This window comes from Paraburkholderia sp. JHI2823, from assembly GCF_038900695.1.
GTDB lineage: Bacteria > Pseudomonadota > Gammaproteobacteria > Burkholderiales > Burkholderiaceae > Paraburkholderia > Paraburkholderia mimosarum.
In genome coordinates this window covers 18,732-40,855 of sequence record NZ_JAYMRY010000004.1, presented here as the reverse complement: position 1 = coordinate 40,855, position 22,124 = coordinate 18,732, and the positions used below count along the sequence as shown (strand labels likewise).

General features: G+C 62.1%; 18 protein-coding genes. 9 read left to right on the top strand and 9 right to left on the bottom strand.

The window, feature by feature from the left end; genetic code table 11:
* Window positions 1-11: 11 nt before the first annotated feature.
* Complete coding sequence (locus tag VSR34_RS06420) at window positions 12-869, bottom strand: NADPH-dependent oxidoreductase (RefSeq protein ID WP_342962141.1); 858 nt, start codon at window positions 867-869, stop codon at window positions 12-14.
* 213 nt (window positions 870-1,082) lie between these two features.
* Between VSR34_RS06420 and VSR34_RS06415 the strand changes: the two genes are divergently transcribed.
* A complete protein-coding gene (locus VSR34_RS06415) occupies window positions 1,083-1,943 on the top strand; it encodes an oxidoreductase (RefSeq protein ID WP_342962140.1) in 861 nt (286 codons plus the stop codon).
* Window positions 1,944-1,952: 9 nt separating this feature from the next.
* On the opposite strand, the gene VSR34_RS06410 is transcribed toward VSR34_RS06415, so the two are convergent.
* The gene (locus VSR34_RS06410; protein WP_342962139.1) at window positions 1,953-2,585 is read right to left on the bottom strand and encodes a hypothetical protein; all 633 of its coding nucleotides are present in this window, start codon (window positions 2,583-2,585) and stop codon (window positions 1,953-1,955) included.
* Window positions 2,586-2,598: 13 nt separating this feature from the next.
* Window positions 2,599-3,993: a selenium-binding family protein gene (locus VSR34_RS06405; protein WP_342962138.1), complete on the bottom strand. Its 1,395-nt coding sequence runs from the start codon at window positions 3,991-3,993 to the stop codon at window positions 2,599-2,601.
* A gap of 260 nt (window positions 3,994-4,253) precedes the next feature.
* On the opposite strand from VSR34_RS06405, the gene VSR34_RS06400 reads away from it, so the two are divergent.
* Entirely contained in the window at window positions 4,254-4,586 is a 333-nt protein-coding gene (locus tag VSR34_RS06400) for a DUF4148 domain-containing protein (RefSeq protein WP_028230324.1), read from the top strand.
* Here the strand turns inward: VSR34_RS06400 and tssE are convergent.
* The 6 genes from tssE to tssK all read right to left on the bottom strand — a co-directional run bounded on the left by tssE (window position 4,583) and on the right by tssK (window position 12,344).
* Window positions 4,583-5,014, bottom strand: coding sequence for a type VI secretion system baseplate subunit TssE (tssE, locus tag VSR34_RS06395; protein ID WP_342962137.1), 432 nt, complete (start codon window positions 5,012-5,014; stop codon window positions 4,583-4,585). The two genes, VSR34_RS06400 and tssE, sit on opposite strands and share 4 nt — an antisense overlap.
* A gap of 13 nt (window positions 5,015-5,027) precedes the next feature.
* On the bottom strand, window positions 5,028-7,760 hold the full coding sequence (tssH, locus tag VSR34_RS06390; RefSeq protein ID WP_342962136.1) for a type VI secretion system ATPase TssH: 2,733 nt from the start codon (window positions 7,758-7,760) through the stop codon (window positions 5,028-5,030).
* Between the two features lie 159 nt (window positions 7,761-7,919).
* Window positions 7,920-8,405 carry an Hcp family type VI secretion system effector gene (locus VSR34_RS06385; protein ID WP_342962135.1) on the bottom strand — a complete coding sequence of 162 codons (486 nt, stop codon included), beginning with the start codon at window positions 8,403-8,405 and terminating at the stop codon, window positions 7,920-7,922.
* A 92-nt stretch (window positions 8,406-8,497) separates the two neighbouring features.
* Complete coding sequence (locus VSR34_RS06380; protein ID WP_202905073.1) at window positions 8,498-10,168, bottom strand: OmpA family protein; 1,671 nt, start codon at window positions 10,166-10,168, stop codon at window positions 8,498-8,500.
* An 86-nt stretch (window positions 10,169-10,254) separates the two neighbouring features.
* Complete coding sequence (locus VSR34_RS06375) at window positions 10,255-10,995, bottom strand: DotU family type IV/VI secretion system protein (RefSeq protein ID WP_081715903.1); 741 nt, start codon at window positions 10,993-10,995, stop codon at window positions 10,255-10,257.
* A complete protein-coding gene (gene tssK / locus VSR34_RS06370) occupies window positions 10,992-12,344 on the bottom strand; it encodes a type VI secretion system baseplate subunit TssK (protein ID WP_342962134.1) in 1,353 nt (450 codons plus the stop codon). Before tssK ends, VSR34_RS06375 begins: the two co-directional genes overlap by 4 nt.
* Before the next feature lie 539 nt (window positions 12,345-12,883).
* On the opposite strand from tssK, the gene tssB reads away from it, so the two are divergent.
* The 7 genes from tssB to VSR34_RS06335 all read left to right on the top strand — a co-directional run bounded on the left by tssB (window position 12,884) and on the right by VSR34_RS06335 (window position 22,123).
* A complete protein-coding gene (gene tssB, locus VSR34_RS06365) occupies window positions 12,884-13,396 on the top strand; it encodes a type VI secretion system contractile sheath small subunit (protein WP_342962133.1) in 513 nt (170 codons plus the stop codon).
* A gap of 73 nt (window positions 13,397-13,469) precedes the next feature.
* Window positions 13,470-15,002, top strand: a complete 1,533-nt coding sequence (gene tssC / locus VSR34_RS06360; protein WP_342962132.1) for a type VI secretion system contractile sheath large subunit — start codon at window positions 13,470-13,472, stop codon at window positions 15,000-15,002.
* Between the two features lie 111 nt (window positions 15,003-15,113).
* Window positions 15,114-17,465: a type VI secretion system tip protein VgrG gene (gene vgrG / locus VSR34_RS06355; protein ID WP_342962250.1), complete on the top strand. Its 2,352-nt coding sequence runs from the start codon at window positions 15,114-15,116 to the stop codon at window positions 17,463-17,465.
* A complete protein-coding gene (locus VSR34_RS06350; RefSeq protein ID WP_036020148.1) occupies window positions 17,465-18,430 on the top strand; it encodes a DUF4123 domain-containing protein in 966 nt (321 codons plus the stop codon). Before vgrG ends, VSR34_RS06350 begins: the two co-directional genes overlap by 1 nt.
* A gap of 395 nt (window positions 18,431-18,825) precedes the next feature.
* Entirely contained in the window at window positions 18,826-19,560 is a 735-nt protein-coding gene (locus tag VSR34_RS06345; RefSeq protein WP_238328007.1) for a hypothetical protein, read from the top strand.
* Window positions 19,553-21,826 carry a DUF2235 domain-containing protein gene (locus tag VSR34_RS06340; protein ID WP_342962131.1) on the top strand — a complete coding sequence of 758 codons (2,274 nt, stop codon included), beginning with the start codon at window positions 19,553-19,555 and terminating at the stop codon, window positions 21,824-21,826. The genes VSR34_RS06345 and VSR34_RS06340 overlap by 8 nt, the downstream gene beginning before the upstream one ends.
* 39 nt (window positions 21,827-21,865) lie before the next feature.
* Window positions 21,866-22,123, top strand: a complete 258-nt coding sequence (locus tag VSR34_RS06335) for a PAAR domain-containing protein (protein WP_342962130.1) — start codon at window positions 21,866-21,868, stop codon at window positions 22,121-22,123.
* Window position 22,124: the final 1 nt, after the last annotated feature.

Sequence of the window (22,124 nt, the reverse complement as noted above, 5' to 3'; positions counted from 1 at the left end):
TTCGGCGGCGTTCAGCGCAGCTCGAAGCCGAGCGCGTTCAGCGCGTCGCGCAGGCGGTCGCGGCCGTGCAGCGACTCGCGGCTGCGCCAGCGTGCGAGCGAACGCGAGGTCCAGCCTGCCGCGCTCAATCCCTGGGCGGTCTGGAAGCCGCCCATTACTTCGTCGTACTGCGCAATTGGCGCCACTTGCGAGGGTGCGTCGTATTGCTCGCGATGGAGCACGACTTCCTGCGGCAGACGCGGCTTGACATCCGCGGGACGCGTTTCGTCAGGATAGCCCACGCACAGGCCGAACACGGGCAGCACGCGCGGCGGCAGGCCGAGTTCGGCGGCCACCTGCTCGGGCTGGTTGCGGATGCCGCCGATATACACGGCGCTCATGCCGAGCGATTCGAGCGCGACTACGGCGTTTTGCGCGGCCAGCGCGGCGTCGATCATGCCGACGACCAGCGTTTCCATGTAATGCAGGCCTTCGACGCTTGCGCCGCTGCGCGCACCGGCGGCTTCGAGGCGCGCGAGGTCGGCGAGCCAGACGAGAAAGAGTGGCGCTGCGCGAACGTGGGACTGGCCGCCCGCGAGCTCTGCGAGGCGCGCCTTGCGCTCGGGGTTCGCGATGGCGACCACACTCCACGTTTGCAGGTTCGAGGAAGTCGAGGCCGACTGCGCCGCGGCGATCAGCGTTTCGAGCGTGCCGTCGGGCAGCGCGCGGTCGGCGTAGCTGCGCACCGAGCGATGCGCGAGCAGCGTGTCGAGCGTATCGTTCCATGCCGGCAGCGGCTCGGACCACGGCGTGCCGTAGCGCGCTTCGAGGGCGCGCATGGCGGCGGTCATGTCGGTTTCCGGGAACGCGGGCGTGGTGGCGGTGGACATCGGATTTCTTCTCCGGCAGAGGGCGGTTGAATCGGCGCGCGTGCAAGTCTGTCGTGGCGCCAGGCGCCGTATGGTACATGGGTCGGGCGATCCGCGCTGGCGCACTGATTCGCCCAAAGGGCTCGTCAGCAGACTTTGCGTGCCGCCGCTATTATCTGCAATTGCGCCCGGCTTCTGCACGCTTGTCTGCCCCTTCTTTCAGGAGGTTGTCCCATGTCCGTTGAATCCCCGAATGCGTCGCCGGTCTGGTTCGTGACCGGTTGTTCGACCGGCTTTGGCCGCGAGCTCGCCCGCGCGGTGCTCGCGCGCGGCTGGCGTTGCGTGGCCAGCGCGCGCAACAAGGCGTCGCTGGACGATCTCGCGCCCGAGGCCGGCGAGCGCCTGCTGCGTGTCTCGCTCGACGTAACCGACGCCGCGCAGATCGATGCCGCCGTCGCGGCCGCGCAAAAGCAGTTCGGCGCCATCGACGTCCTCGTCAACAACGCGGGCTACGGTTATCAGAGTTCGATCGAAGAAGGCGAGGAGCGCGAGATCCGCGCACAGTTCGATGCCAATGCATTTGGCCTCTTCGCGCTTACGCGCGCGGTGCTGCCCGGCATGCGTGCGCGCCGCAAGGGGCATGTCATCAACATCACGTCGGTGGCGGGGCTCGCGGGCTTTCCGGGTTCCGGGTATTACGCGGCTTCCAAGCACGCCGTCGAGGGCTTCTCGGATTCGTTGCTGGCGGAGGCCGGGCCGCTCGGCATCAAGGTGACATGTGTGGAGCCGGGGCCGTTTCGCACGGACTGGGCAGGCCGCTCGCTCGTGCAGACGGCGAGCCGCATCGACGACTACGCCGAAACGGCCGGCGCACGCATGAAGCGCACGGCCGAGGGCAGCGGGCATCAGCCTGGCGACCCCGTGCGCGCGGCGCAGGCGATGATACGCATCGCCGAAGTGGAGAATCCGCCCCGGCATCTCGTGCTGGGCGCATTCGGCGTGGAGGCGGTGAGTAACCGCTTGCGCGCGGCGCTTGCCGATGTCGAAGCGTGGCGTGAGTTGAGTCTTGGCACCGATTATCCGGCGGGGAGCTGATCTCGCGGTTCATGCCGTCGCGATCATCAAGGTGCCGGTGGCGACGAGCGCCCCGCGCCAGAGCCAGTCGAAATTGATCCAGCCGCGCCGCAGCACGCCGAGCCCGAGATACTCGTAGGCGAGCAGGGCGACCGCGCCAGTGGTGGCAAGCGTGGCGAGCGTATGCAGTGCGGTGAACGCCAGCGAAAGCGCGAGCGGGTTCGCGGCACCCCCCACGGCGCCGCACAACGGCAGCATGGCCGGCATCAGCATGAGCCCCGCGCCATGCAGTGTCGCCATCAAGGCAGACCACGCAGCGAGCCCGACGAAGCCCACGGTCATGCCCACGCGAACGCGGTGCCGGTGCCCATATGCATGCTGCCACGCGGCCCAGGCGATCAGCAGCGCACCCAGCCCCCAATGCAGTGCCGCGCCCGGCAAGTGTGCGCCCAGCGCCGCCGTGGAGCTCGTGAACAGCAGAACCGACGCAGCATGGCCTAGCGCGAGGGGCGGCAACGCGAGCAGCAGCGCCGCCCGGCTTCCGCGCTGCAGACCGAGCGCGGTCGCGAACAGCCAGCCCATCGCCGGGTTCACGCCGTGAAACATGCCGCTGCCCACGACGGCTGCCCACGCGCCCCAATGCGCGCCGAACACGTCCTCCATGGCAGGCTCCGGCTTATGGATAGCAGTACGAATCAGACGAACAGTCGCCGCCTTCGAGCCGGATCTGGTGCGGCCGATGCGACTTCGGCCACTCGACGAAGAAGCGTTCGTCGAACGCCAGGCCGCCATCGGGTGCCGCATCGAGCTTGACCATCCAGCCGTCGATGCCTTCCGGATAGAACTGCCCGTCGATCGCGCCATAGAGCGAGTTGGTGAAATAGACGCGGCGGCCGTCGCGGCTCACTTCCACCATTTGCGGACCGCCATTCAACGCGCGCGCCGGCGCAAAAGGATGCGCGGCGCGCGCCGCGATGCCGCCTATGCGCACGCAACCGGTGAGCTTCGCGTGCTCCGGGTCGGACACGTCGTACTGGCGCAAATCGCCCGTGCCCCAGCACGCCGCGTAAAGGAAGCGATCGTCGAGCGAGAGCGCGATATCGGTGACGAGCGGCGGCACGGCTGCGAAACCCTTGAGCATGGGCGGCAGATGCTCGGGGTCGGCGGGCTCGGCGGGGATCTCGATGATCTTGCGCGCGGCCCACGCGTCGCCATCGCGATACCACTGCCAGATCGAGGCCGAGAGGTCCTTCAGGCTGATCACGGAATTCACGAAACCATAAGGCCGCGTGGGATTGTGCGCGGGCCGCAGCTCGAACACGAGCTGGTTTTCCGCGCCGAAATCGAGCACCTGTTTGTGCTGGCGCGTGTGCAGATCCCAGAAGTGCAGACGGTGACCATACTGGCCGCCGAGCAGGACTTCGGGCACGAGGCCGTTTTCGAACGTCGCGGGCAGGCCCCATTCGCTCGTCACGAGCGTGTCGTAACCAAGGTGCCACCAGCCGTCGTAGGCCAGCTGCTGCGGCCCGCGGTCGATCTCCCATTGGCCGAGTATGTCGAAGCTCTCGTGGTCCATCAGGAAGATGCCGCCGGGCGCTTCGCCTCGCGCATTTGCGAGCGAGGTCACGTAGATGCCATCCGGCCCGCAATGCACGGTATGAGGTCGTGTATAGCCCGCGCGCTGCGCCACACTCTCGGGTTCGTGGACGCGCGCGATATGCGGGCGGCGCGGGTCGGGCTTCGTGTCGACGATATGAATGCGCGAGGAGCGTAGCCCGGGTACGACGAGATAGCGCCGCTCGGTATGCGCATGAGGCGCGTTTGGGCACAGGCAGGAACTGCAGGCATTCCAGCCGAAGTGATGGAGTTCGTCACCCACATTGGGCATTGGCAGCCGATGCACGATGCGCCCGAAGTCAGGCGAGCCGGGGTCGAGATCGACCACATCGAGCGAGTCGGGCACGCTGCGCGTGGGATCGAAGCTCGCCACGTACGCCAGCGTTTCCGGCGGAGCTTCGCCCGCCATGCGCGCGGAAGGGTAGAAGGTCGGATCGGGTTGCCACGTCGCCATTGCTGCCCCCTCATCGAAGATTCGGAAGAGACCCTATCATGCACCAGAGTGCGATGATGTGTGGCGCGCGTGTTCCTTATTCCGGCTGGATAGAAGCTTATGCAGTCGAGCGATGACGCCAGGCCATGATTGTCTGCTTTGGGAAAACAGTGAATTCGCGTTCGCGGTGTTTATTCGCGCGACCCACCTTCCTAGACTTGTAAGCAACGGATGCAGAGATTGCCGCTGCGCCGATTCGATCAAGTTACTGGAGGTTGGTCATGAAATCGCTCGTCAAGACTGTTGCGCTCGCTGCCGTGCTGGTTGTCCCGGCTGTTTCCTTCGCGCAGGCGCAAGTCAACAACGGACCCGTTACACGGGCCCAGGTCCGCAACGAACTGGTGCAACTCGAAGCGGCCGGCTATCGTCCGTCCGTGAACGATCTCTATTACCCCGATGATCTGCAGAAGGCCCAGGCCCGCGTGAACGCGCAAACCGCAGCCGTGGCGCCGACAAGCGGCTATGGCCCCGCCACGAGCGGCTCGTCGCAAAGCGGCGGGCGTAGCGATGGTGCGGTTAGCAGCTACTCGCCGCCGATCTATAACGCGCGTTAAGGTGCGCGCTGGCGATTGGCGAGCCGTTCCAGACGCATGCGTCCGGGTGGCTCGAAATATGTCCCGAATCTCACCAGCCCCGCCTTTTTCAGGGTGCAGACCATTGTGAAGCTCACGAGCAACCCGGGATCCGGATTCTCGTTGATCTCGATTTCGATGGAACGCAGACGGGGTTCGAACTTGAGCAGCACACTTTCCATCTGGTTGCGCAGGTCATTGACGGAGGCGGGAAGATTCCGGTAGACGTTGGTCAGGTCCGGCAATCCGTAGTCGGGGACGTGTTTGAGTGCGCCGGCCCGCGTATTCAGGATCCGCCTGATATTCGCCTGGACACTCAGGATTTCGAGTGTCCTGTCATCGTGATTTTCGAGCGGCTCGCCATCGATTTGGCCAAGCAGCATGTCATACAGCGACGGTCCGGCAGGCATGACGTCGTTCTCCTCAGGCGACCGGTAACGCCGATGTAACGGTCTTGGGCTGGCCATGATCGACGAAATCGATCGACAGGTTGCCTTCGGCCGAACTGGACAGGACGATCTTGCCCGGCGTGGCGCCGTCCGCCATGCGCGCGAGAAGCTCACGCGAAACCGTGGGCAGGATGCGCTGGTTCAGGAAGGCATCGACGTTACGTGCTCCGGATTCGCGCGCCAGGCACAGTTCCGCCAACGCGCCGATGAGCGAGTCGTCACAGACCAGCTCGATATCGTGCTGGCGGTGCAGGCGCTCGGCAACCTTCGCGAGCTTCATGCGAACGATCGCGGCGAGCGCGGCCACATCGAGCGGCCGGTACACCAGCGTCTGGAAGCGGGCGAGCAGGGCGGCCTGGAAATGTGCGACGAGCTGGGGATGGATGGCTTCGAGCAGCGCTGCCTGCGCGATATCCGGACTGTCTGTCGTCACTTCATCAATCCGGGCGCTGCCGAGATTGGACGTCATCAGGATCACGCAGTTGCGGAAATTGATTTCCCGGCCTTCGCCATCACGCATCGTGCCGCGATCGAACACCTGGTAGAAGATGTCGAGCACGTCGCGGTGGGCCTTTTCCACCTCATCGAGCAGAACGACGCTGTACGGGCGCTGACGTACCGCTTCGGTCAGCACGCCACCGCGGCCGTAGCCGACATAACCCGGAGGCGATCCCTTGAGCTGCGATACCGTATGCGATTCCTGGTACTCCGACATGTTGATTGTCGTGAGCGCCGCTTCGCCGCCAAAGAGCAGGTCGGCCAGCGCAAGTGCGGTTTCCGTCTTGCCCACGCCTGAAGGTCCCGCGAGCAGGAATACACCGAGCGGCGCATGTTCGCTCTTCAGTCCTGCCTTCGCGGTGCGCAGACTTTCCGCCAGCGCGGCCAGCGCCCCGTCCTGCGCGACAACGCGTTTTGCCAGCTCAGCTTCTAGCGTGAGCAAGCCCTGTAGTTCGTCCTCGTGGAGGTTGCCCACCGGTACGCCCGTCCACTCGGCCACCACGCGAGCGATTGGCTGCGCATCCACATCGGCGAAGATCAGCGGCGTCTTGCCCTGCGCATGCGCGAGGGCTTCACGTGTCTTTGCCAGTGAGGTGTCGTCGCCAGGCGTCATGGTGTCCCGCTGCTGGAGCACCGCCTGCACAAGGGCGAGTTCCTGTCCGTATCGTTGCTGCAGCGTCTCCATCTGGGCCTGCGCTTCGTTGAGCGCGGTATCGAGCGCGGCACGACGGCCTTCCGCATCCGCGATACCGGCACGCTCGTCGTCTTCAACCGTGGTGAGCTCCAGCTCGATCGCCGCGACTGCAGCGCGGGCGCGCTGCAGTTCCGCAGGAGGCGATTCGAGGCCCATGCGCACGCGCGCGGCTGCCGTGTCGATCAGATCGACAGCCTTGTCCGGCAACTGACGTGCCGGGATATAGCGGCGCGAAAGTCTGACCGCGGCCACGAGTGCCTCGTCACGGATGTGCACGTTGTGGTACTTCGCGTAGCGGTCCTTGAGGCCCCGCAGCATCAGGCAGGCGGCCGCATCGTCGGGCTCGTCGACCTTGATCATCTGGAAGCGGCGTTCGAGCGTGGCATCGCGCTCGAAGTATTCCTTGTATTCCGCCCAGGTGGTCGCGGCGATCGTGCGCAACTCGCCGCGCGCGAGCGCGGGCTTGAGCAGGTTGGCCGCATCGGCACCACCGGCGGCATTGCCAGCGCCGATCAGCGTGTGGGCTTCGTCGATGAACAGGAGGATCGGCACGCTCGATGCCTGCACCTCATCGATCACGTTCTTCAGGCGCTGCTCGAATTCGCCTTTCACGCCGGCGCCCGCCTGCAGCAATCCGAGATCGAGCGTGAGAATACGCACGTCGCGGATCACGTTCGGTACCGCGCCCGTTGCCACGCGCAGCGCGAGACCTTCGACGAGCGCGGTCTTGCCCACGCCCGGCTCGCCGACGAGAATCGGATTGTTCTTGCGTCGGCGCGCGAGCACGTCGACCATTTGCTGGATCTCGCGATCGCGGCCGAACACGGGATCGATCTTGCCCTCGCGTGCTTTCGCCGTGATGTCGATCGCGAAACGTGCGAGGGCGTCGCCCTCCACATTGCGTTTGATCGCCTGCATTGCTTGCCCTGTCGCTTTCCCGTCCGGCGCGTGATGAACGGCACCCGCTGCAGCATCGGATCGTTCGGGCAGCGTTTCCGGCTCTTCCTGCGGGTTCTCGCAGGTTCGTGGCCCGAGGCGCGCAAGCAGGCGCGGGATCTGTGCGCTGCTGATGGACAGCAGTTGCCACGCATGGTTCGCGCGAAGAACGTGCGGTGCGTCGATGATGGCCTGCAGGACATGGCCCGAACGGATCGCCGGATCACCGGTCGTGTCGCTGTTCGACGCGTGCATCCAGGCATCCTCGAGAACGGCGGCCAGTTGCGGCGAGAGGCTGGGGCGGCCACGCAGGTTGCGGGGCGTGTGCCCGATGGCCCTGAGCAGCGCATCCCAGAGGGCGTCGATGTTCAGGTCGTAGTGGCTCATGATGGCCGGAATGTCTCCGTCACCGGCCTCGATGAGCTTGAGCAGCCAATGCTCGACGGTGATTTCGTCCGAGAGGCGTCCCTGGCACAGGCTCGCCGCGGCTTCAAGCGTACTGGCGCAGTGAGAATTGAGCCGCTGGAGGATCTGGCCCGTGTCACGGGAGCGGCGGTTTCGATCGTTGAGCACGGTCATGGTCGGCTGTTCGCACGTGTGGGAGGGGGCGGCCCGGCTGCATGTTGCCGCCCCTTGCAGTAAAAAAAACAGTTCGCTTGCGCGGACTGGAAAGGAAGGCCGGTGAATCCGGGAGAGAAACCCGCCAGGGAGGGTGGGCCGGCCTTCATACCACCGGTATCAGGAACGCTCGGTCCAGGTGTCCTTGTGGATGATGTTGCCGTCCTTGTACGACCAGGTGATCGTTTCGTAGCGCAGCTCGACTTCCTCGAGGTGGTTGTGCTTTTCGAAGTCGGGGATCTTGATGTCGAGCATCTTCGGACGCACCGCAACGACCTTCACGTTCTCGAGCTTCGTGTTGAAGTATTCCTTTTCCTTGCCCGCGTCGTCGATCTTGTACCACTTGATCTCGGCCGACTTCAGCGTCTGGCCGCTCGTCACGGCCTTGTAAAGATAGGGCGTCGACGAGTCGGTTTCCTTGATCAGCGTGATCGGCGCATGCACGCGCGTACCGGTCAGCTTGCCTGTGTTGCCGTCGGTCGGAATATGCAGGCTGTGATCGAACGAGGTGATTTCGATGCTGCCTTCGCGGCCCTGGACAGTGACCGAGCCTTTGATGTCCGCACCACCATCGTCCTTGAGCCACATGTATGACGGAATTGCCATTTACCACTCCCTTCTTCTTGCAGCGACAATCGCCCGGAGTCGGTCCCCGGGCGACAGAATCCCGAAGCAGGCGCTTCGGGGACCTAAACGTGTTATCCGGGCTGACCCATTGTGAGCGGCGTCTGCGGCGCGACATCGGGCACGAGCGTGATTTCGACGCGCCGGTTTCTTGCACGCCCGGCGTCGGTATCGTTACGCGCGATGGGGCGCGTGTCGCCGTAGCCCTGAATCGCGAACTGCGTGGCCGGAATACCGGACGCGTCGACTAGCCAGTCGCGCACGGCCTCGGCGCGCGCGGTCGAGAGCTTCAGGTTGCTGTCGGGGTTGCCCACGTTGTCGGTGTGGCCCGCGACGAGAATCCGCTTGTCGGGATGGGCCTTGATCATTTCGAGCGCGCTCACCATGACCCGCGTCGAGCCGTCCTTGAGCCGGGCCTTGCCGCTGTCGAACAGCGACATGCTGTCGAGCGTCACCACCGCGGGCGGTGGCGGCGGCGGCTGGTACGAGGCGATTGCATCGTTCAGTGGCGGGATCAGCCGGGCGCCACGGTACATGCCGAACGAAAGCGGCAACGGCACGCCGGTGCGCGCGTAACGCTCGAGTTCGTCACGATCGGCAACGAGCGCCTTCAACGCTTCGTGGCGTGCTGCATCGTGGTCAGGCCGGATCATCGAATAGCGGCCGAGATCCGCGCCGATGCGCGTGAGCAACGCCTGATTGTGGCGGGCCGAGAAAAAGAATGCGACGGCGCCAGCGCACGCGAGCAAGGCCACGGCATGAGCGAATGCAAGAAGGCGCGGTGACATCCAGAATCGCTGGGGCACAGCCTGGACCAGCGGCTGGGGGAGCGGCCACGGCTTCGGTGAGGCACTGGCCGCCGCGCGATCGACGCGGGTCCACATCCGCGCATCGCGTTCCCACGGATTGCCCGAACCGCTTTGCGGCCCGCAGTCGATCCAGCCGGCACCGAACAGTGCCCAGGGACGGGCGGGCTGCTGTCCGTCCGTGAGCGCGTGGAAGACAACACGCTGCGTCCAGCTTGCGACCGATGAGAGAGCGGCGGCACGCGCAGCCGATACACGGCTATCTTCGGCGGTGCGGCCAACTTCATCTTCTGCCGCGCGGATGACAGCCTCGATACGCTGTGCGTCGACCAGACGCGTGGCGGATGAAACGCCGTACCACTGCGGGATCGAGAGGTCCGCCGGGACGGCGGTGAGTCGCTGATAGACCGCGACGTATCCGGGAAGAGGCCGGGAGCCCAGTCGTCGGGCGGCATCGGCCACAGCCTGGCGCGCCAGGCGCAACGACTGGATCAGCACCTCGGCGTCGGTATACCGGGCCGGTACGACCGACAGCATGACGGCGTCCGGTGCCCGGCCATCGCGCCATTGCTTCACGGCGACGGCGAGGCGCGGGACATCGTGCGCCCGGTCCATACGCAGCCAGATCGCACCGTCGCCGACGTAGACGAAGCGCTCCTCCCCGTCGCGGTTGAACAGCGCGGGCAACTCGTCACCCATCACCAGCACGAGCGGCATGCGGGTGCGCAGCCCGACCGGGATCTCGGCGGTTGCTTCTCCTAGTTCGGCAAGCACATCGGCACCCTGGCTGCGCGACACGGAAAGCCGGCTCGTACGCCAGACCACGAGCAGCACGGAAACGATGACGAATGCGCCCATGAGCATCCAGGCCATGGCGGCGCCCGGCTGCGCCACGAGCCAGATCACCGCGAGCGCGAGTACGCAGGCCATCACGACCATCAGCCGGAACGGATAGCCTGGTCCCTCATGACGACGGGTCGCCCGCGCGCGGGTCGGTCTGGGATCCAGCACAGGCAGATCGGGTTTCACGGCTGACCGCCCTGCGCGGGTGCGAGGGGGACGATCTGGGCAATCTGGGTATCGAGTGCCACACGGCCCACACCCCAGACGATCGCGGCAACGATGCACAGCAGCCCCGCCACGGCCCACGGCGAAAGTCGGTGGAACCAGTCTGACAGCCTGCGCCCAGCCTGGTCCGTGACGAACGGCTGCCCTGCCGCTGGACGAAGCTTGTCCAGGCGCGCATTGAGCGCTGAAAGCAATGCGGCTCGCTGGGGCTCGCCATCGCGGGCATAACGACCCTTGAATCCGATGCCGAGGATGGCGGCGTAGCATTCGAGCAGGTCGGCATTGGCCGGCGTCTCACGCAGGCGCGCCTCGATACAGTCGATCACCTGCTCGCCGGCGTCATGCACGGTGAACCATTCGACCTGCAGCGGTTTCAGTTCCCAGTTCGAACGGCTTTCAGCCGGCAGAAAGCCCAGCGCCGTTTCATCCAGCAGGCCGCACTGGGCAACCAGGGCTTCCCGACGCACGTCTGCAGGATAGCCGCGCCGCGTGAGCGCGTCCGAGAAGGTGGCGATGATCTGGCGGCAGCGTTCGCGAAAGGCATTTGCATCCGGCACCGTACCGCCCTCACCGAGCGAAGTGACGAGCAGGGCCGTGTCGCGCAGCAGATCACGGATACCACTGCCGACCGCGCGATCGTCTTCGTGCGGGACATTCGTCGCGGCAGGCAGGCTGCGCGGGAGGGCGAGAGTCGTCATGTGCGCAGCACCGCATAGAGTTCAAGCGAGGCGTCGGGTATCGACGCCGGGAGATAGATCTGACACGCGCGCGCAGCGAGCATTCTGGCGTGCGCTTCACTGGTGGCATCCAGCGCGAAATACTGGTTGTCGAGGCGCACCGGAATGGCGCCGGGAACACGCGGGACAGCCTTCAGCGGAATGCCAAGGAGTGCAGAATTGACGATGAGTTCTACATCGTCCGGCGAGCCGATCTTGCACAGCCTCGGAAACTGCTCGACGAGTTCGAATGCCGGCGCCGCCGAGTTGACCGACAGATACCAGTCCGCAGTCCCCTCGATGATGCGTTCGTCAAGAAACTGCCCCGTCCAGGTCGTCGGACTCCTGCGCGTCAGTCCGATCGAGACAACACGAGAAGGAATGATGGCGTCCAGCAACCCGCGGATTGTCGCCTCGAGCCTGCCGAAGACCTCATCGGCACGAGCATGGTCGTATGGGGGGATATCCGTGAGCTGCGCGCCCGTAGAGAACGTCATCAGCGAACTGGCGAGCTGGGCGAGCGTGACGTAAAGCTGCTCGGGCGGCCGCGCCGGGTGGGACGCATAGAGCCGCAGTTGAGGCCACGCCGCATGAATACAGTGCAGCAGCCAGAACAGCTGCACATCGGCAACGCCATATTCCGCGACCTGTTCGAGGCGTTCGCTGCGACGCGAGCCCAACGCCAGGCTCTTCGCCTGCAGAATGTCGGCGATGCGATTGATCCGTTCACCATGAAGCGGGTGTGCGCCCAGCGTGAGGCATGGCGGCACGAAACGGTGATCGATCTGGAACTGCCCGTTGGTGGCACGCGTGAGTCGTGCAATGGCGCAAACGGTGTCATCGGCGTGCGGCTCGAAATCGAAGAGCAGGCGAATGGCGTGACGTTCGGCCGCAATCTCGGCCTCGTGCGTGCCGTTCAGGTCCGTGACTTTCGTGAACTCCCGGTAAGAGCGCCTTGGCCGCGCGAGCGTGGCCTCGTCGAAGCGGCAGTTGTTGCCATTGGCATCGAGCAGTGCAAGCGCGGCGAACACGACAACGCTCTGACGGTCGGCGGGAATGCTCTGGTTCAGATCTCGCGCTCCCGGCAGGGCATCAGCCACCGTCGTGTCGAACGGCGTGCCGTCCGGGAAGCGCCCCTTCAGGCGCGTGAGCTTCAGCCGCCCCGTTGCCAGCGCTTCCTCGTCGGTTTCGGCGGAAAGTATCCCCCACGGGTCGGAAAATGCCGCGGCGGCGAACTGCTGCAGGGCGAATTCCGTCCACCGGTCCTGCTGCTGGAAATGCTGCTGCGTGAGGATGAGACCGTCGTGCCACAGGGGTTTGTCTATTCGCATGTGTATGGTCGCCAGCGCATTTTTTTACTGAATTCGGTCGGCGGATTTTAAACACGATATCGGCGGAATGTATACCCCGTACCCAAATAATCATGGTGATGAATTCTGTTAAATAACGTCAACGACTGCGAATTCATGCGAATTGCGTATCTCGTTAATATTGCCAAGTATAGCTAATGGATGTCTTATCCTGGTCAGGAAAGTGCCTTCAATCAAGGAAGATTTCGTTGTGGAGTTCCGAGACGGATGATGGTAGGTCATGTGTCGGAAAAGTTCAGGTCCTGTGTAGCCTGAATCCTTATATTGATAATGTGTGTAAGATTTTTCATTCAGTCGTCGATTTCTTTTGACGGTATGAAAATAATCCGTTTTACTACGCAGAAGTAAAAGGCCGCATGAACGGAGGCCACACAATGGGGCGTAGTCAGCATGACTCTCTCGTCGAAGCTGTGACGGATGAACACGCGGGCGCGGTTGATACCCCATTGCTGCGGGGAACTTCAGCGGGAATCGCGAACGTCATTTGAGAAGGAATCCGGATGGACAGCTTTCAGAGAGAAATCCCAAAATCGCGCGTCTCAATCACATTGGACCTGCACACGGGTGGCGCACAGAAGAAGATCGAGCTGCCGCTCAAGCTGCTGGTCGCGGGCGACTTCAGTGAGGGCCGCGAGCAGGCGCCGCTGGCCGAACGCAGGAAGGTCAATATCGACAAGAACAACTTCGATTCGGTGCTCGCCGACTACGCACCAGACCTGAAGTTCGCGGCAGAAAACACGCTGGCCGCCGACGGCACGGAACTGCCGGTCAACCTGTCGTTCCGTTCGATGAAGGACTTCGAGCCGGAGCAGGTGGCCCGCCAGATCCCCGAACTCCAGGCACTACTGGCGATGCGCAACCTGCTGCGCGACCTGAAATCGAACCTGCTCGATAACGGGACGTTCCGTCGCGAGTTCGAGAAGATCCTGAAGGACAAACGTCTGACTGACAAGCTGCGCGGCGAGCTGGCCCAACTGGCGACGGCAGCCACGCAGCCGGAAGGCCATGCCTGAACGGTCGCGACCCAAGCAGGCATTCACTGCGTTTCGCAACCAGGCAGTGTTACAGAACCAGACAGGACACCCGATGAACCAGAACGAATCCCAGCAAGGCACCACGCAGACCGTTGTGCTGGAACATGACAGCGTGTACGAATCGCTGTGCAACAAGATCAACCTGAAGCCCGTCGCCGAAGCGCGCCCGCTGGAGGCCTTCCGCGACAGCGACACGCTGTCCGAAGCCTCCGCCGATGAGCGCATTGCGCGCGGCATGGGCGCCTTTCTCGAACTCGTCGCAAAATCGAGCCAGCCGGTCGACCGTCTCGACAAGTCGCTGCTCGATTTCCATATCGGCCAGCTCGACCGCCAGATCAGCCGTCAGCTCGATGCGGTGATGCATTCGCCGGAATTCCAGGCGCTCGAAGGACGCTGGCGCGGCCTCAAGATGCTCGTCTCGCGCACGGATTTCCGCCGCAACGCACGCGTCGAAGTGCTCGACGTGTCGAAAGAAGCGCTGCAGCGGGACTTCGAGGACACGCCGGAGCTGATCCAGAGCGGCCTCTATCGCCTCACGTATATTGAGGAATACGACACACCGGGTGGCCAGCCGGTCAGCGCCATGATCAGCGATTTCGAGTTCGCGAATTCGCCGATGGACATCGCCCTGCTGCGCAACATCTCGAAGGTGGCGGCGGCCGCGCACATGCCGTTCATCGGCTCGGTGGGCGCCGCGTTCTTCGGCAAGCAGTCGATGGAGGAAGTGGCCGCGATCCAGGATATCGGCAACTACTTCGACCGCGCCGAATACATCAAGTGGAAGAGCTTCCGTGACACGGACGATGCCCGCTACGTCGGGCTCGTCATGCCGCGCGTGCTGGGCCGCCTGCCGTATGGCAGGGACACGGTGCCGGTGCGGGCCTTCAACTATGAGGAAGCGGTCAAGGGACCGGACCACGACCGGTATCTCTGGGTCAACGCCTCGTTCGCGTTTGCGGCCAATATGAGCCGCAGCTTCGTGAACAACGGGTGGTGTGTCCAGATTCGAGGCCCCCAGGCGGGTGGCAAGGTCGACGACCTGCCGCTGCATCTGTATGACCTGGGTACGGGTGTTCAGGCCAAGATTCCGACCGAGGTGCTGATTCCGGAGACGCGCGAATTCGAGTTCGCGAACCTGGGCTTCATTCCGCTCTCGTTCTACAAGAACCACGACTTCGCGTGCTTCTTCTCGGCGAACTCGGCGCAGAAGCCCGCGCTGTACGAGACGAAGGAAGCGACTGCCAACAGCCGCATCAATGCGCGCCTGCCGTACATCTTCCTGCTTTCGCGCATCGCGCACTACCTGAAGCTGATCCAGCGCGAGAACATCGGCACTACGAAGGACCGCCGCCTGCTCGAGCTGGAACTGAACAACTGGATCAAGGGTCTCGTGACCGAGATGAAGGATCCGGGCGACGAGCTTCAGGCCTCGCACCCGCTGCGCGAGGCGAAGGTGACGGTGGAGGACATCGAGGACAACCCGGGATTCTTCCGCATCAAGCTGTACGTGATCCCTCACTTCCAGGTCGAGGGGATGGACATCGGGCTCTCGCTCGTGTCGCAGATGCCGAAGGCCAAGAGCTGATCAAGCCAGCCAACTGATCTGACGTGAGCTGTATCAGCCGCCGGAGCGTCTACGGACGCTCCGGTGGCATTTGCTGTCGTTGCTGATGTTATTCGTATCCTGGGGAACTCCATGTCGATGGTCATGCCGTTGCAGGCTTATGAATTAAAACTGGCGCCGCACCCGGCGCCGTTCTCGATCCTGAAATTTGGTGGTCTTGACCGCATCAGCCAGCTTTACTGGTACGAGATCGAATTCACAAGCCCCACGGCGGGTCTGCCGATGGATCAGGTGCTGGGGCGCCCGGCGAGATTCACGATCGACCCGATCGACCCGGGCATGGCGCACCTGCAACGCATGTTCGGCGAGAACGCACAGAAGTTCAGCAGGAAGCCGCCCGCGCAAACCATCCACGGCATCATCACGAAGTTCGACGAGCTGGAAAGCTCGGCGGACGAGACACGCTACCGGGCGACGCTCGAACCCGCGATGGCCGACCTCAACCGTGGCCGGACGAGCCGCCTGTTCCAGAACCAGTCGGTTCAGGAGATCGTCACCGATACGCTGCGGCACGAAGGCTACCGCGCGGGTGTCGATTTCAGGTTCAACCTGCGTGGCCAGTACAAGCGGCACGAATACATCACGCAATACCACGAGACCACGTTCGCGTTCATCCAGCGTATTTGCGCGGAAGAGGGCATCTGGTTCCGCTGGGAGCAGAAGAAGGATTACGCGGTGCTGGTATTCGGCGACGATCTGGACGCGTATGCGCGCAAGCCGCGTACGGTGCCTTACCGTCGTGACTCGGGGCTCGAGAGTGTCGGCGCCGACTCGATCAAGACGCTCCGGCGGCGCACCCGGCGGGTACCGGAGTCAGTGAGACTGCACGACTACAACCATCGGCAGGCCGATGTGTCGCTGCTCGTCGAGGAAAATACAGCGAAGGGCGACAAGACTACCGATGCGGTCGATTACCACTGGGGTGAGCACTACGAAACGCCGGAAGAGGGCAAGAACATTGCGCGCTTGCGGCACGAGGCGTATCTGGCCAGCCAGATCACTTTTATCGGAACCGGCAATCCGTTCTGGCTCGAAGCCGGCGAGGTCATGCAGGTCGACCCGGTGCAGGTCGATGCGAAGCACGGGATCTTCATCACGTCCGTGCGCTCGTATGGCGCGCGCAACCAGTCGTATCGGGTGAAGTTCGAGGGCATTCCGTCGGACCGGGTGTGGCGAACTTCGATGGACACGATCGAAAAACCCGTGATCGATGGCATTTTGCCGGCCCGTATTGCGTCGCCCGGAAACTACAAATATGCGTATCTGACGGAGCAAGGCTGGTATGTCATCAAGCTGCCATTCGATCTTGACGAGTGGAGTCCGGGTGGCACGAGCCGGCCTGTACGCTTTGCCAAGCCCTATAGCGGCGACAACTATGGTCAACACTTTCCGCTGATCGATTCGGCGGAGGTCGCGCTCGATTTTACGGCGGGGGATCCGAATCGTCCCGTGATTATCGGTGCGATGCACGACAGCCTGCACCCGGATCTTGTCAACAACCTCAACCATACGCGCAATCTCATTCGTACTGCTGCGCAGAATGAGCTGCGGATGGAGGACAAGGAAGGGATCGAGCATATCCATCTGACTACGCCGTTTCAGACCAGTGAGCTGAATTTGGGGCATATGGTCGATGGGGAGCGTAAGGAAAGGGGACGGGGCGGGGAATTCCGGTCGGATGAGCACATAGCCGTTCGCGGGGCGAAGGGCGTGCTGGTTTCTGCCGAGGCACAGCCTGGTGCATCAGGGAAGCAGCTTGACATGACTGCAGCCAAAGAACAGTTGCAGCGTGCAATCGAGCACATGCAATCGCTTACCGAGGCGGTCAGCGCGGCGCAGGCAACGGTGGCCGAGTTGCAGAAGCAGAAAGAGTTCTACGCCCAGACGCTCGATGGCTTGAAGCAGGCCGGGATCCTGATGAGCGGGCCGTCGGGTATCGGTCTGACGTCGGGCGATCATTTTCACATAAATGCCGAGCAGAACCTGATCGCGACGGCGGGTGGTAATTTTGACGTAGGAACCATGCGCAGTTTCACTGTTGCTGCGGGCAGGCAGGTGGCACTCTTTGCGCAGGCGGAGGGTATGCGGTTCGTTGCGGCAAAGCAGGACATCGTTGCGCAGGCGCGAACCGGCGGCATGACCCTCGATTCCTCAAAGGACATGCAGCTCACAAGCACCGGCGGGGCGATCACCGCAGTCTCGAAAGGGGCACTTATGCTCTCAAGCGGCGGCGCCTATATCAAGATCGACAACGGCAACATCGAACTCGGCTGTCCGGGTGACATCACGCTCAAATGCGGGAACTTCCACTGGACCGGGCCGGGCAATCTTTCCCTGCCGATGCCTGAAATGCCAATCGGCACGTGCAAGGAATGTCTGTTGAGTGCACGCGCAGGTGTTGAGTCGATGACGGAGGTCGCGTAGTGGACGTGATATCAGTAGCGGAACGATTCGACCACCGCGACAGCGCGTGGCAGGCATGGCTTGAGCGCCTGCGTGGTGGTGCCCGCACATACGACGAACGCGAAGGCCCCTGCCATCTATACGTAGTTGCTGATTCGCGGGGAAATCCGGGAATCAACAAGCTGCTGGAGCAGGTTCCCGGGCTTCAATGGGCGTCCTTGTGGCGCGACTCGGCGATCGAGACGTATTCCGACGTCGCGCCATATCTGTTCGCGATTGAGCGTGGCGCGCTTGATGATGCGCGCTCGTTGCCGCACCGCCTCATCCGGCGCCTCTGGCGCGAGGACCCGGCACACCGGATGCTGACGTGGATGTGGTCTCCGTTCTCGATTGAGATGCTGGGGGAGCACTACCGTCGCTATTGCACGTATGCCTTGCCTGACAGGCGCCAGTTTTATCTGCACTTTTACGACAATCGCATCCTCGCGCGTCTTCGCGAGGTGTGGACACCTGCGGAGCAAACAGCATTTATCGAACCGTGTGCCGAGATCTGGTACACGGACAGGCTGCTTGGAGATGTCACCTGGACAAACGAATCCGTGGTGCGGACAGAGGCAAGCGAGGCGGTACCGTCATTGTCGGTAGGGCAACATCAACAACTAATCGAACTCGGATATCCGGACAAGCTCGCCCTCCATCTTCGGACCACCTGTGGAGTACGCCTTGATCACCTCACGCCAGACCAGCTCTATCACTCAGTGAGCGGGCTGCTGGAGCGGGCCGGCACATACCGTATCCGTTCGGAGGGTGATCTTTTAACCTACGTCATGTGCGGCGTCTTGAGCGCACCGGATTTTGATGAACACCCCGAGATTCATGATCGGCTGCTGGCGGTGACCAGGGGGGAAGCTCAACTTGCCGAAGCGTTGAGTGCAGTGTCGGATCATGTTTGGGACGCCATTCGGGAAGAAAGTACAAGTGCATAAAGAAAAACAATTGGCGTTCCTCATAGTCTGGGCAGCTGTGGTTTGCCTGCTTGCGGCGGCAGTGACGTCGTGCGGTAAATCCGAGCCTGTGTACAGTGGGATTTCTGTAAAGGACACGCACAGTCAGCCCGGTGCATCCGCGAAGGCGATGCAGGCGTTGTCGGCAAGAGCGATGTTTGAACTAAGCGGTAGTCACTTTACGGCAGTATCCGTTCCGTCCATCCCTGATGGCTTGTTGCCGCCGCCGCGCACCAACATATAGAGACCAGAACGTGAAAAGCACAACCAACAACCGTTTTTTTCGAGCATTGTGGCGACCCGCGTTGGTCGTTGCGTCGGTGCTGTCAGTGGCAGCATGTGGCAAGTCTGTGCCTACATACAGTGGGATCTCGACTATGGGCAGAAATTACCTGTCCTATAACATGAACGGTTTTACAGTAACCGATGCCTACGGCAACAAGGCGAGCGGGGGCGGCGACGACCCACCGGGGGCAGGTGGGGGGAGTCTGGCTTGCTGCTACAAGCTCAAGGGTACCGAATTCACGGTCAAGTGGGACTACTACGATGTGGACCAAGCGATTGCAGGAAAAGAGCAAATGTTTCACGCCGAGGCCAAGGTAGTGATGCCCCCCTCGCCAGTTCCCGAAAATGTTGGCACGCGGATTCTAGAAGTTCACTTCTTTCCGGACCGACACGTCGAGATGCAGTTTCCAGGAGAACTTCTTGACGAATCGCGCATTCCGGTTGTTGATGTATCGCGGTGGATGGCAGATCACTATCAAAAAGAACTGGACAGGAAGTATGACGACAATTGGGCACAATCGCATCGTCGCATCTCACGCGTTGTCGCTGCGGCTTGGCTGAAATACCGGCTGACCGATCAGAGCGACCTTGAGCAGTACGCATACTTCAACCTGCTTGTTAACAGTCGGTTTGATGCATACCCCGAAGTCCAGCGCATCCTTCAGGAGACCCATGGTCAACCCGGCGCGTTCGCCAAGGCAATTCAGGCGTTGCCTGTAAGTGTGATGACTGAACTGACAAGCGACCATTTCACGGCGGTATCTGTGCCGTCCATTCCCGATGGCTTGTTGCCGCCACCGCGCGGAGAGGAGAAGCAGAATGGCTGAGAGAGTTAAACTTGATCCGGACGACGCAACCCCGATGTCTGTTTATATGCAACTGGTCTGCCAGGACGCGAGCATATATCCGAAGGGCGACTGCATACCGTGTGGGGCAACGATCCGCATGGGCTTTTTTTTCGATGCCTTCGGTCGCAACCGAGATATCGACGACAAGTCCAGTTCCCAGTATTCCAACATCTGTCGTTTGTGGGAGGCGCATCGGGCTAACGACGATAGGAGAAGGCCAGTAAATCAGTTCTGGCATCGTTTCTACTACTCCGGGCTGGGTACGTCACTCAATGAGGACGCCAAGTCCAACGAGTGGATCAATGCAGGTGTCGCCGCAGCCAAGATGGGCGGTAAAAAGGCACTCGACACAGCCACGTCAGTGGGAAAGTCGTTCGCGCGCGTCAAGACGCCACTGGAAAAAGCAGACATCGGTGGACGTCTCAAGAGTGCGGCGAAAGAGGCTGCCTCGGAATTCTCTTTCCGACCAATCGCCAAGGCGTTTGAGGATTTCAAGAAGGATATCCAGAGCGTTCCTGCCCAGGCAAGGCGGATTACAAACGTGCTGAACGCTTCGCCTGAACGGCTCTGGAAGCGGACTTCGGCCACGGGGGTCTTGTTGTGGCGAACGACCACGAACGATCTCAAGACTCACATCGTGGGCAACCCGATCAAGACTGCTGCGGTCGTTGCCCGCGACCTTTTCGTGGGCCTAGCGGTGGAGAACGTGCCGATCGTGCGTGACAACGCGGTCATGTCCGAATATTTCGGGTCTGGCGTTGACACTCGCCTGATTGCAGCGAAAGACCAGTTTGAGGCCGCGTACCAAGCCGTAAAAAAGCAGATGCCCAAGGTTCGGATGATCGAAGTATCGGTGTTTGGCGCCGAGCGGGGCTGCGTTCTGGCGCGTGCTTTTGTCAACGATCTCGCAGAAACGTACCAGCGTAAGGACGATGAGGATCTGGCCATTGACGGTGTACCGATCCGCATCAAGTTCATGGGCCTGTTCGATGCAGTGTCGTCGATCATGTCGGAAGAGGCAGGAGAACTGATCGGGATGATGCCGTACCTTGGCGCGATCAAACCGAACTACAAGGACCGCAACCTCGCCGTTCCGGCGAGCGTGCAGCGTTGCGTGCATTTCGCGGCGGCGCACGAAATGCGCTTTTATCAACGACTCGACAGTCTCGAAAATACTCGTGGCGAGCAGTTCCTCTATCCGGGAACGAGTTGCGACATCGTGGGCGGTGCGTCCAATGGCTCGCTCGGTTTCAACGCAGAACTAATGCGGATTCCATTGCGCGACATGTTGATGGAAGCACTAAAGGCAGGTACGGCAATAGATACAATGGAAGATCTCAAGGTTGGCAAATTTGAAACATTTAAAAAATTCACCATTGCCCAACCAATCAGTGCGAATGGCAAACAATACCGCATCAGAAAGCTGGTCGATGCATACTGCGCGCTCGTTCCGCGCCAACCCGGCGTCGACTTTCTTCCCCATTCGAAGGTGTTTCTTCAATGGATGGCGACGCGGTATCGGGATCCTGCATTCCAGCAATCGCTTTCCGCACCAGTGACCGACTGGCACCAGCAGATGTCTGAGGCGAATGCCCAGCGTCAGGCCGCGAAAGCGCGACTCGACGGGGAAATGCAGCGACAGGGTGTTGACATGCGCATGCTCTCCAGCCGGAGCCCAGCCGATCAGGCAAAGCTGCGGCAGTTGAAGGCCGCGAGTGATGCTGCCCAGCAGCGATATCAGGGACTGGCTGGCAATGCACCGAATGACTACACCAGCGTGTCAGCGCGTCTGCAAAGCGAATCCGACAAGATGCTGCGTCAGACCGCTCTTCAGGACGGTCTGAAGCGAAGCGTTGACCTGATCCGGAATACCGACCTGATTTCTGACGCGGACAAGCAGGTCAGCGCGGACGCTGTCGAGTCAGTCATGCTGCCACCGGCCCAGATGGAGCTCATTCAGGCGTGGAAGGCCGGACTGGACGGGAAGCACCCGCTACCGCCGGACGTTAATGCGTTGTTCGACATGCTCGTGCACGACACGCTGCTAACGAGTTGGCACGACCACGTTCTCGCCCCGCATCTTTACTTCAGGACTCGCGAAAAGGACGTATTCGACTCGACCGATTTCGCTGGGGAAGCCAAGCAGCGTAAGAAGGACGACGCAGTGGCGGCACGCATCGACCAGGCGAGCCAGCAAAGCCGGCAACGGTTGGGTGGCTACACGGGATCCCCCGCGCTTCAGTGACCATACCAGCGGGCTGCTACGGAACAGGAGATCACAATCATGGCAGGAATCATTCGTGTCGGAGACGACCATACCGGCGGCGGAAAAGTCTCGGCCGGTTCGAGCGACCGCTTTTTCATGGGGCGTGCGATCGCACGGCTGCATGATCCGGTCCCATGCCCGAAGCATGGAGACAATCGCATCAGCACCGCAACCTCGGGCGCGTTCGACGACGGCATTGAGGTGGCACAGCACAATGACCTGTGCGAATGCGGATGCAGGCTGATTTCATCGCTTCCGAACAGCGGACGCCGCTAGA